Raw genomic sequence first — 11,810 nt, forward strand, 5'->3', positions numbered from 1 at the left:
GCAGGGCGACATGCGGCTCATCGAGTATCCGCGAGGCATTGTCACGCACGAAATATCCCGAGCGCGGCCGCGCACTGATCAATCCCTGATTCTCCAGCAGGTAATACGCTTGGAAGACGGTAGAGGGACTGATGCCATGCGCCTTGCTGGCCTGACGCACTGACGGCACGCGCTCACCTGGGGCGAGAATACCGGTACGAATCAGGTTTGAGATCTCGGCAGCAAAGCGTTCATAACGCTTCATGGGAGCTATCCTGGTGGGCTGTGGAAGGGCAAGGATACCGAAGTGGGGGACGGCGCTATACCAGAGAGTCTCAGGTGGCATCGCGACTGATACCTTAATTCTCATGGTGTTCGCTCACTTCTCTGGCTATCGGAGCAAGCCCCTTTGCATAGAGGTTTGCTTCGGTCCATGAGGCTTGTTAGGCCTGCCCTATGGCGGCGAATCCGTCTGGTTTACTAGCAGTCCCGTAATTTGCTCCAATATCGTCATATTTCTATGGAGAGTGCCGCTGTGGCAGCCACTGGTTTGAGTAATGCATCGTTCGCCTTGAATATCGCACTCCTTCAGCATGGATGGCGTGATGAGTTTGATGCAGGCACCTTGGAGCGTGGTCTGCGTTACGCGCGCCAGCAGCGAGTGGATGAGCAGTGGCAGGTAGAGTTGGATGAGAAGGGTGGTTTGACGCTTTCTGGCGATGTCGCGGGCAGTCTGGGCACCCCTTATCGCACGATGATCATGTTGGCTCCTGTGGGTACTCGGCACCAGATGCGAACAGCTTGTAGTTGTCCGGTGGGCAGTACCTGCAAGCACGCAGTCGCATTGATCGATACCTTCCTGAGTAGCGGCCCTTTGGGGAAAGCCCTGGAGGTTCCTGACACGCTTGAGCCCGACGAAGTGGAGCAAGCGCCGTCACTTCAGGCGGCGAAACGTGAGTGGACAATCTGGCTGCAACATCACAGTCAAGCCCCGGCGGTGCCGTCAGCCGTCCAAGTAGGTGCCAACCACCGTCTCGGGTTGTTCCTTGATGTGCAGTCCGGCCACAGGGGGCTTCCCGCGCTGACGGTGCAGCCGGTGTGGTTGAGGCCCTCCAAGAGCAAGACGCAGCTTGATCGATGGGTCTCGCCAGTGAAAGTTGAAGTCTCTCACGTGGGGGAGTTGTCACCTGTTCCTGCAATGGGATGGCAGCCGGCGCAGGAGGAGGCCATCGAGCAGTTATTGCATGGCAGCAAAGATTCGCAATGGTACTTTCCTGGGCAATCCAAAGGTTTGACGTTGAACAAGGCATTCCAGGCGAAAGCGCTCTGGTCCCTGCTGGCAAGCGATGCCTCCCCCTTGCTTTTCCATCAGAAGCAGACGGGCCCACAGCTTGGTATTGGGCCGACCTGCCGTATCGCCCCGACCTGGCAGATGGATGAGCAGGGTGTGCAGCGGCTGCAGATGTCCACGATACCTGAAGATATCTTGTCTCCCGCGGCTATCGTAGCCAGTGTCGGCAAGTCGCTTTGTTATCTTGACCCTCAAAATAAGCAGTTTGGCCCTCTGGAGGGGGATGTTGAGCTTTGGCGCCAACTCCAGCACGTTCCCGCGTTACCGCCGGAAGTGAGCGAGTGGTTGACCTCTCGCCTCCAGAATGTCTCGGGGCTGGCAGCCCAAGTCCCCTCTCCGAGAACCCTCGTGGAAACAACGCTCGAGGATGTGAAACCCAAGCTGAAGATCACCATGTGTGTCGCACAGGCACGTCTGCCAACGCGCCGCCATGTCTGGAATGAAACTCCTATTCGGTTGGGCGCTGGTGTCGTGAGCCTGAGCTATGCCGGTATCGAGATACCCCCAGAGGAGGGAGAGGTGGCCCAGGGGCTGCGCGATGGGCAGCGTTTGACGATACCACGTGATCAACAGGCGGAAATCGCGCTGATTCGCGCCATTCCGCCAGGCATGGTCACGTTGGAAGAACTCGCCGCGCACCACGATGTACCGGATGGGTTGGAGTTGCCCTCGTGGAGCTTGCTGCTGCCGATAGATAGGCAGGTGCCAGAAAATGCGGCGGAATGGAGGACCTGTCTTTCTGCTCCTGAGGAATGGTGGGACATGATCCTGCAATTACGTCAGGCGGGATGTGTGGTCGAGTTCAGTGACGACTTCCCGCAAGAGCCCGAATATCTATCGCCAGACAACTGGTATGGAGCGCTCGAGTCCGCCGAGAACGGCTGGTTCGATCTTGCGTTGGGCGTTGAGGTGGAGAATGAATCCTTCAATCTGCTCCCCATTCTGCGTCAACTCATTCAGCGCGAAGACTTTCCGTTGACGCCGGAGGAGGATGAGGAAGCGGGGGCAAGCTGGGTAGTACACCTGCCGGATAACCGTCGGCTGGTGCTTCCACTTGCCAAGCTACGTGCCTGGTTGGCTCCCTTGATGGACTGGCTTCACGATAGCGAGGCACCCACAAGCGCACTTCGTGTGCCATTGACCTCCATCGATCAGCTGGCCCCCTTGGCAGATCATGAGCGCTGGGTGGGGCGAGAGGATGCCGTGGCCCTTGCCCAACGATTGCGTGAGCTTCCTGATAAATTGCCAGCCCCTGACGGTTTCCAGGGTGAATTGCGCGATTATCAGGCGCGAGGACTAGCCTGGTTGCGATTCCTCTCGGAGTTGAGTACTGGCGGTATTCTGGCCGATGACATGGGGCTTGGAAAAACCATCCAGATCCTTGCACACGTGCTCGATGAGCGTTCGCGAGGGGAGCTGCGCGGGCCTGTCATGGTGGTGGCCCCGACAAGTCTCGTCGGTAACTGGTGCGCCGAAGCGGCTCGATTTGCGCCGACACTGAGCGTGCTGGCGCTTCAGGGAGCCAAGGCCAGCCGTCGTGAGCAGATCGATACTGTTGTCGCCAATGTGGATCTCGTCATCACGACATACCCCCTCCTGGTGCGAGATATTGAGCATCTGTGCGAGCAGCACTTCGGTATCGTGGTACTGGATGAGGCCCAAGCCATCAAGAATGCTGCCAGTCAGACCGCGCGTACCGTACGCAGGCTCAATGCAGATCGCATGATCGCGATGACCGGAACGCCATTGGAAAACCACCTGGGTGAGTTATGGGCGCAATTGGATGTTGCTGCACCAGGCGCCTTGGGAAGCCAGCAGTGGTTTGGTCGGCATTTTCGTACCCCTATCGAGAAACATGCTGACGACGCTGTGAGTCAGCGACTTTCTCGTCGTATCTCGCCACTCATCCTCCGGCGTACCAAACAGCAAGTCCTCAATGAATTGCCGGACAAGACGGAGACTCAGCGAGACGTCACGCTGACCGGTGCACAGCGAGAGCTTTATGAGAGTCTTCGACTGACACAGCATCAACGGGTCAAGGAGGCGATCGAGACACGCGGGCTGGCAGCCTCCGGCATCGTGATGCTGGATGCGCTGTTGAAATTACGCCAGGTGTGCTGTGACCCACGGCTTGTCAAACATCAAAGTGCGGCGACGGTTCAGCGCTCAGCCAAACTGGAGGCGCTACGTGAACTGTTGCCATCATTGGTCGAGGACGGTCGGCGTATCCTCATCTTCTCGCAATTTACGGAAATGCTTGAATTGATCGGGGGAGCACTGGAGCGGGAGGGGATTTCTCACTTGACTCTCACAGGGCAGACGCCCGGGGCAGTGCGAACCGAGCGTGTGGCGCAATTTCAGCGTGGCGAGGTACCCGTATTCCTGATCAGCCTCAAGGCAGGGGGGACTGGGCTCAATCTCACGACGGCAGATACGGTCATCCACTACGACCCCTGGTGGAATCCTGCCGTAGAGGCCCAAGCCACCGGGCGTGCTCATCGAATGGGCCAGACGAATCCGGTGTTTGTCTACAAGCTGGTTTGTGCAGGAACTGTTGAGGAACGCATCCTGGAGCTGCAGTCTCGCAAGGCGGATCTTGCCGCATCAGTACTGGAAGGGGGAAGCGGGCGTCAGGAGGAGGGGCCCCTGTTTGATGAGGAGGATCTGGCCTTGTTGTTTGCTCCGGTGTGATCCCGATATGGCCCCCCCCCGTTGGGGCATGGCAAGGCGGTTGCCTATTGGGGGGAGAGGCGTTGAGTCAGGCCATGGCACCTCATGTTACTGGGGCTACCCAGGGTGTGATCGCCCGGGTGTACTCACTGGCGCGCCGCATGGCCTGCCGGTGCAGGTATTCCAGACTATGGGCATAGTGCGTCAATGTCTGTTCCGGGGTGCGGTGGCCGATCCAGACGGCAAGTTGATACAACAACATGCCGCGATCCTGACTGTCCTGTCCGGCATAGCCTCGAACCCCCTTCAGAAAGCGTTTCAGGGGCGCTTTTTGCAGTCCCCAGGAGCCGTGCTCCTGCAAGTCGTCGAGTATGTCACGGTTCTGCGCCGCCTCAAGACGAATCAGCCACCAACTGACCGCTGCATGGCGCAACGAGTGAAAATCGATGGCACTCCCCAGCACACTTCGCATAGTGTCGATTGCCGGAGCGATCAGGCCGGCATGATTGAATGCCTGACAACTCTCGCTCGGGCCGAACAGCGCGATATCAGAGAGGGCTGTCGAGGGGAAGCATCGCCGTCGATATACCCACCATGCTGCCAACATTTCAATATCGCCGAAGAATGTCAGAAGGTGCAGGGGAAGTACGCGCCGCGCTGAAGGCGTCTTTCCGGCGTGAATATAAACGCGACACTCAATCTCCGGCAATGACTTCAGAAGTTCACGCAACTTCACGTGCAGGGTATCTCTCTCATGTGGTGAGGGAGGTGAGAATCCCGTATCAGGTAGCGCCTTTGTGGGCTCGGCCGGGCAGTGGTCCTCCAACCACTGCTCGAGCGAAAAGGTGCCCTGAGGACATTCGATGCGAATGTCCCGTAGCGTCAGGGCGCAGACCTCGCTGGCGCGCATCCCCCCGTGGAAGCCCAGCGCGATGCTGAGCCACTGCATGGTGGCATCAGGTGTTGCATCGGGTACTGCGAGAAGATGAGTACGTACCTTTTCCATCTGTCTCAGGGTGGCGAAATGAATTCGTTTGGCGCTGGGGGTCTTGTGATTGCCTGATATCGGTGGCTCCACGTCCAGCAATACTCCCATGCTGTGCATGAAGCGGATGAGCTGCCCCATATTGCCAAGAAAGCTGTGTGTCGTGCTGGCTGACCACCCCATATCGCGTGGCACGCACCAGCACATTTCCTGGGCACTGTCGTTGTCCCACTCCTGAATGTCGATCGACAAGGTGTAGTCCGCCATCGCCATCGGCAAGCTGCGAGAAAGATAGGTGTGCAGCGAACTGACGCGCAGCATGCGAGTCACGCGCAGATCATGCAGCCAATAGAGCACCATGACCGGGTAGCTATGGCGGATGCCCATGAGTCTTGTGAGGCGTCTGCTTGTCTCGAGCAGCAGCGCCTCCAGACGCTTCTTGACCCTTTCGTCACTTGTCTTGCGAAGATGATCAGAGGAAATGACCCCGATCCATTGCTTGAGGATGCGTCTCGCCGACGGAAGCCAGTCTATCTGCCAGGAATCCTGGGTCATCAAGCGCTGCCCCGGAGGTTGTGTCAATACGGTTGAGTGGGGGGTAGCGTTCGTTTCTGATGCCTTGGTCGCGAAAAGATCCATGGCGCTCACCGAGTCGTCATCCGCCATGGGTTCCTGCTGATGGTAGCCGGAATCAATAGCCATGACCGTGCTGACCGGTGGAGCCTCGAGCCGAGCGAAGTAGGAGTGGGGCTCATAAAGCCCATGCGCGCTGCTGTAGGGAATCGGATAGCGACTGAACTGGCTGACCCAGTAGCCGGGCAATCCCCCCAGGACTGCCGCATGAGGCAATGCGCTCAGCAAGGTGGTCAGCTTAAGCCTTCGGCGTTCCTCGGTTGTCATGGGCAGTGTGGTGATCAGGGAGGCCAGCTCCTGTCTCATGCGACCCTTGACGATGCGAATCCGTTCGGGAATCGAGAGGGACTGGTCTTCTGGTCTCTCGGCCAATAACCACTCGTCCTTGGCTGTGGTGGGTTTTCTGGCTCTCAATGTCTTGAGCGCAGTCGTCAGTGTCGACTCCAATGGCAGACGGTAGGCCGTCATGTGAGGCGACATGACCGTCGACGGTGCCGCGTGAGCGGGGATCCAGACCCACTCATTGGGGGCGTTGCGATCGCTCTCGAAGTGACGACGCGTCAGGCAGGCCAATGTGACCAGAATCACCTGTTGGCCTAACCCTGCACGCACACCGAGCTCTACGGCAGCGCGCAACAGCGGAAAGCCAGTCCCGGGTTGACGTAGCGCGCGGATGATCGGCAAGACCCTGGTCGCGCGGTCCAGAGCTTTGGCCTCCATTGGTAGCACGCTTTTGCGCCGGGCCTGTGTGGGCCACTGTGGCAGCATCGCCACGACTCCCGGGCTTTGGTTGACTTCCTCCAGAAAGCGGCCGATGACGCGGTAAGCTTCACGGGGCCTTATCGGCCGGCGATGATGCACCTTTCTCCATCGAATCAGTTCCGTGACCATTGCCTTGGCTTGCGTATGGTTGAGGTACAGCATCATGCTTCCGGCCTCTGCCGGCATATCGTTGGCCGGTTGGCGCTTGGCGTGACGCTCGATCCAGTACAGCAGGTGCAGGCTTTGCTGGCGTTGCGTGCCTTTGACTCGATCAAGTCGGCGTTCCTCCCAGCGCGACCATAGCTCTTGCATGTGGTGGGTGCTCATGAGCTTTAGGTGCAAGTCAGGGTCGAGCTTGGCCAGTGATCGGATTCCTGACGTCTCCCTTGCAGGTGCAAGGTAAAACTTCCCATCTCTACTCATGGCAAATCCTTGAGAGGTATCACCTTGATTCGCAACTCATCGGACAACTCCCCCAAGAGGCGTTGCATCTCCGGCGGTAGGCAGATGTTGCTGGCATAGGGGGCATGGCGCTGCTGGCCGCGTTTGACATGGCCCAGCAGCATATCCAGCGTGTTCGCTTGCATTCGCCCATCGAGTATCTGGGCGACGAAATGACGTGGCGCGTTATCGGGAAGTGCCAGCAGGGTAGCGAGTGCACTGCGTGACGCGACTGTCAGTGATGGCGCTTGATGATGTGTGCTGATCCAGCCTCGGATGTGGGTCTGCTGGCAAGGCTTTGCGGTCAGGTTGAGGCTGGCCTGGCGTCTTGACCACCACATGGCCAGTGCCTGTTCGTCTTCAGGCCATGACAACCAGGTCCCGCCATTTCGTGGCCAGTGCTGCCGCCAGGAGGCCTGCCATGCCTGCAGGGTATCGAGATTCTGGCAAACCGGGAGAGGCAACGGGATGACCCGGCTTTCTCTGTAGAGACCTGAATCCTTGTCAGCGACCCACAGCAGGCGTCCACGCCGAGACATTTGCGTAGTGGCACCTGGTGGACGAAGTCCTGCCGTCAGCTGGACTCCCATGAGTACGTAGCAGCAAAGCGCACTGTTGAGCTCGATCAAGGCCGAGCAGTCCTCAGGTGAAGGGGGTCGGCCACGGACAGCAATGGGAAAGTCGGAAAGACCCTTTTGGACCAGATCATGCAAGCCCTTCAGTGCCTCCCTGGCAGTGTGGAGCGAAAGTGTCATGCTCGAGCCCAAGGTCGTGATGGCGTGTGCATTCCTGGGCGGCAGTGTCGTGTTCATCGGTGTCGCGATCCCCCACCAGGCCAGAGACGTGTTCATGAGACGCTGCAGTTCACGTAGGGACGTCTTGCGGTAAGCGGCAGGCGCTGCTGTTTTCAGGCTGAGCTCCCCGTGAAGCCACTCCGCTTCGATATCGGTATTCGCCATGCCGAGAAGGTGATGACGTGCGGCTCTGGCCACGCGCTGGGCCGTGGGAGTCGTGCCTGTGTGCGTTGCCATGTGTTGCCTGAGCTGGCGGTTGAGCACCGCCAGGCTCTTGGTCAGAGGCTGAGTTGTCGCTTCGCTCAATTGATTGAGGGGTATCGCGAGGGCGTCCGGTAGGCGCAGAGGCAGGGATGGGCTTTTTGACGGTGCATGAATGACAGGAACGTAGAGTGTGTTGCTTTCGGGGACCCACTGCAGTGATCGATTCCGCGACATCGTCGCAGTGCAGAGCAGTGTCTCCTGCTCGACACCCGTCACACGGAGCTGACTGAGACGTTCGGGGGCAATACCTGTTGCGAGCACAAGTTGCACCAGCAGTCTGGCATCAGGCGGTAAAGGTAATGTCAGTATTCTTCGGATCTGCCCTTGAGTGGTGGCGAAATTCGACAGACTTCCCAGACTCTGTGCGATAGAGGTTTGCTGACGTTTGCGCGCGATCACCCTGCAATCTTCCGGTGTCAACAGGGTGTCTCCCTTGTGATGGAAGGGCGCTTCCACTTCTTCTTGTGGCTGCGAGATCTTGTCTGGTTCGAGACTGGTATCAACGTCCTCGTTGTCGTCCGAGAGTCGTGCGGTACCGAGTGTCTCAGGTAGTTCAGGGCTGGAGGCAACCGATGAAAAGTCGCGCTTGAATGAGTCTTGAAAAAAGACGGAGCGTTGCGGGAGCCGCTTCGCGTAGGGCGCGCGACGAGTCCCGATGGGCAGGTAACCAGAGAGCAGTTCCTGGGCCAGCTGCAATTGGTCATACAGCCTGGGGTTGCCGTTTTTCAGCCACGGGATATGTTTACAGGCGCTGAGTAACGAGAGATTGGCAGAACGATGCCACGCAATCGGGTGCTGCCAAAGTGGCAGCATGTACTTCAATGCGATATGTAGGGTCGATAAATGTTGATAATAGAGATTGCAATCGACAGAAGGCCCCGAGTGGTAGCCGGCCATGTCGCGCAAGGCAAGACGAATCAATCGGCGATTGTGCTCGATGGGGGATGGCTCGCCATAGCCTGGCAAGAGTTCGAAAGCGTTTGTTGAGGTCGTGTCATGGCGCGCGAGCTGTATTGCCTCTTTGGCGATATTGGTTCGCACCATGGAGGGGGCGAATTTATCGGGAAAGGTCAGCTGACTATGCAGTGGGTGGCTCTGACGAATCGCCTGTAATGGTCCCGGCGCAAGAGGGAGTCTCCTCAGGAGTTTGTTGATGAGGTCGAGCAATTCAGGATCATTGTCATCCGCTGCCTGAATATGAGCGGATATCCAGAGATCCGCCTGACTACATGGGGGAAGATTACAGTGAAGAAACGGCCATAAGCGCGTTTCCTCCGCAGCCGACAATACCACGTCATCTAATTGTTCTTCCCACTGATGAAGGATGGTTTCGGGGAGCCATGTCTTGCTTTCGGGAATATCAAGCATCATGACGATGGGCTCTCCGACTCATCCCACGGGTTGCCAAACAGATCGCCTGTCGTTTTGAGTACATGCGACTGTCGGGTGCGTGGTGGGGCTGGCCGCGTAGTGTCTTTAGCGGGGCCTGATGCTGCTTGCCACCGAGTGGGTGGAGTCGGCTTGGGTGCCTGGGGAGTGAGGGGCACTGATGTTGGCGCCGCTTTTTGTGCCTCGTTGTCCTTGCTTGTCTCGAGGGAGAGTGGCTCTGAGGCTCCGCGATCGTCGTCGAGACTCTGCTGGCCTTTGGGACTGTGGGCACGTTGCAGCGTGCTCTTCGCCCAGCGGCCCTGGGTCAGGATCATGAGACTCTTGATATCCAGGGTGGGTTTCGATAACCCGAACACGATACGGGCCAACTTCTCTTCCAGCCCAGGTTTTTCATTGAGCTGCTTGATGAATGTACGGGCTTCCATCACGTGTGTGGTATTGAAAAGCTCTTGGGGCAGTACCTCTGACAAATAGCGCAACACCTCCAGCTCCTCGTGGGTGAGAGATTCACGCTCCACCTCAAACACCTTGAGGGAACGAAAGTTCTCGAGAGATGATCCTATGAGTTGTCGCAGGAGCATGCCATGGGTGAGCAGTTCGGTGTGGCCCTGGGCTCCGACAAGCACGATGGGGAGGTGGCTGAGCAGCAGCCCCTTGTGTGAAGGGGCCTTGCCTTTGCGAGGAGGCTGAAGGTAGATGAGATCGCCAAGAGAGCGTCGTGAAAGATTTCGTATCTTGCCCGGGATGGAAAAGTCAGCCTCGGGCAGGGGCGTGTAGGTATCGGTCATGAGCTGTCCCTTGCGTCTTATTAATTATCTAATCCTTATAGTAGGATAAATATCACCTCGTTGGTGCCTTGGAAAGTGCTGCCATCCTTGGCAGCGTCCTATATGGGCTGAGCTATCAGAAGAGGTCATTGCCCGGGTCATGCATGTCATCCGCCAGTCGAATGTAGCGTTCGAAGGTTTTCTGATCACGATGCCCGCTGATGCGCTTTATCTGTTGATCGCTTTTCCCACGAAGATGCGCTTCGGTAATGAAGCCGGCACGAAAGCTGTGGGTGGTGAACTTTTCTGCACTGAGGTTGGCGCGCTGTAACGCCTTCTTGAGTAGATTGCCGAACGTGACGGGGTGCATTCTGCCGGCCCCCACTCGATCTGCCTGATCGATGGAACGATACAGCGCACCTCGACGAATGCCACTCCAGGCAAGCCAAGCCTCCAGTAACGTCACTGGGCAGCAACGCCCGCCGGCTGGATTGCGGGGGAGCGTCTTCTGTTCGATCCGTCCGCTTTGATTGGTTTTGCTGTGGCGCAACGTGATCACGATACCGGCATCACGCCATTCGATATCCTCTCGGTAGAGCGCGACGACCTCACTTGCGCGAAACGCCCCGTAGAAGCACAGGCAGAACATGCTGGCATCACGTAGATCTCGGGGAGCATCGAGGTCCAGAGCTTGCAACAGCTGTTGCAAATGATGGAGCCGCAAAGCGGGGGCCTGGCGCTGTCGTCCATCACTCTTGCGATGAATCCCCTTCAATACCCCTTTCACTTCCAGGCTCAGCGTGGGCGAGGGCAACTGCATATAGACATGCCAGGTACCCAGCGAGCTGGCGTGACGAGAAATCGTGGCAGGCTTGCGTCCTTTGGCATGCATCTCCGCCAGATAGTTGGCGACCTGATGGGAAGTGGCGGGGAGTGAGTAGCCGGCTTTCAAGAAGCCCCGGATATCTGATCGAAATGCCAGGATGGTGTTCTTTGCCATGCTGTCAGCCAGTAGCCGTCTCGCGGCGCGTGACAATTGCATGTTGCCTGTCAGCTCATGGCTCTGCTCTTTCCCGAGCCATGGCGTGACTTCGCTCGGTAAGCGTCCCGGTTCCTTTTCAAGCGACATGCTCACCTCCTGATGGTGTCAATCCATCGAAGTCAGAGGGTGTTATCCAGCACGGGGCGTTTTCACGCCTGGATGAATACCGGTATGGCAATGGGATGGTCATGAAGCACCTCGGTTGATCAGTAGTGTGGGGCGTCGACGCTGTGACGCCTGTGACTTGCGCTGTTGTTCGCAAGTCCCACCTACGCTATCGGGCTTCGTGCTTCAGGGAAGGCGATCTGCAACGGCCTGACGGCCGCACTCCTGCAGTCTGTATGTCAGAAGTCGCTGTCCTCATAGAGAGGGGAAGGGCTGTTAAAAAGGGGTTGATTTCGCAGAGACATCATGTGGACGGAAAGTCTGTCGAATTCGATATGCACCAGTACGCAACAATAAAACCAGTCTAAGAAGCACTGTGAAACAGAGGCTTATATAAGGATTTTATAAAAAGCTCACCATATTGGTGCGCTTTTAGCATGAAGGAGATTTTGTTGCTCTGTTTCGGTGCGCTTGAGGTGCGCGCGCATCTCTCCACAAGCGCGATACAAGGATGATGTCTCAATAACGGGGCGATTGATCACGGGCTGGCACATCGATTGCAGTACCTCAGTCGGGACAACAAGTACAACAAGACACGAGGGAATGTCGTGAACAAGAAAATCGCTGC

7 protein-coding genes are annotated in these 11,810 nt (G+C 57.6%); 1 reads left to right on the forward strand and 6 read right to left on the reverse strand.

The genetic code is table 11. From position 1 onward, the window contains the following. Positions 1–244, reverse strand: a 244-nt coding sequence (locus tag AC4FAH_RS10375; protein WP_490245986.1) for a GntR family transcriptional regulator, incomplete at its 3' end; no start/stop codon positions are given. A gap of 270 nt (positions 245–514) precedes the next feature. Here AC4FAH_RS10375 and AC4FAH_RS10380 point away from each other — a divergent pair. Further along, positions 515–4,021: a DEAD/DEAH box helicase gene (locus AC4FAH_RS10380; RefSeq protein WP_286989437.1), complete on the forward strand. Its 3,507-nt coding sequence runs from the start codon at positions 515–517 to the stop codon at positions 4,019–4,021. Positions 4,022–4,103: 82 nt separating this feature from the next. On the opposite strand, the gene AC4FAH_RS10385 is transcribed toward AC4FAH_RS10380, so the two are convergent. The 5 genes from AC4FAH_RS10385 to AC4FAH_RS10405 form a co-directional block, all read right to left on the reverse strand. After that, on the reverse strand, positions 4,104–6,692 hold the full coding sequence (locus AC4FAH_RS10385) for a site-specific integrase (protein WP_213115092.1): 2,589 nt from the start codon (positions 6,690–6,692) through the stop codon (positions 4,104–4,106). 107 nt (positions 6,693–6,799) lie between these two features. Next, complete coding sequence (locus tag AC4FAH_RS10390) at positions 6,800–9,250, reverse strand: hypothetical protein (RefSeq protein WP_490245987.1); 2,451 nt, start codon at positions 9,248–9,250, stop codon at positions 6,800–6,802. Continuing rightward, positions 9,247–10,056, reverse strand: coding sequence for a hypothetical protein (locus AC4FAH_RS10395; RefSeq protein WP_339927007.1), 810 nt, complete (start codon positions 10,054–10,056; stop codon positions 9,247–9,249). Before AC4FAH_RS10395 ends, AC4FAH_RS10390 begins: the two co-directional genes overlap by 4 nt. Positions 10,057–10,171: 115 nt before the next feature. Next, positions 10,172–11,164 (reverse strand): site-specific integrase, encoded by a 993-nt coding sequence (locus AC4FAH_RS10400; RefSeq protein ID WP_286989443.1) that lies wholly within the window; start codon positions 11,162–11,164, stop codon positions 10,172–10,174. 431 nt (positions 11,165–11,595) lie between these two features. Next, positions 11,596–11,810, reverse strand: a 215-nt coding sequence (locus AC4FAH_RS10405) for a hypothetical protein (RefSeq protein ID WP_490245988.1), incomplete at its 5' end; no start/stop codon positions are given.

Source organism: Cobetia sp. (assembly GCF_983723665.1).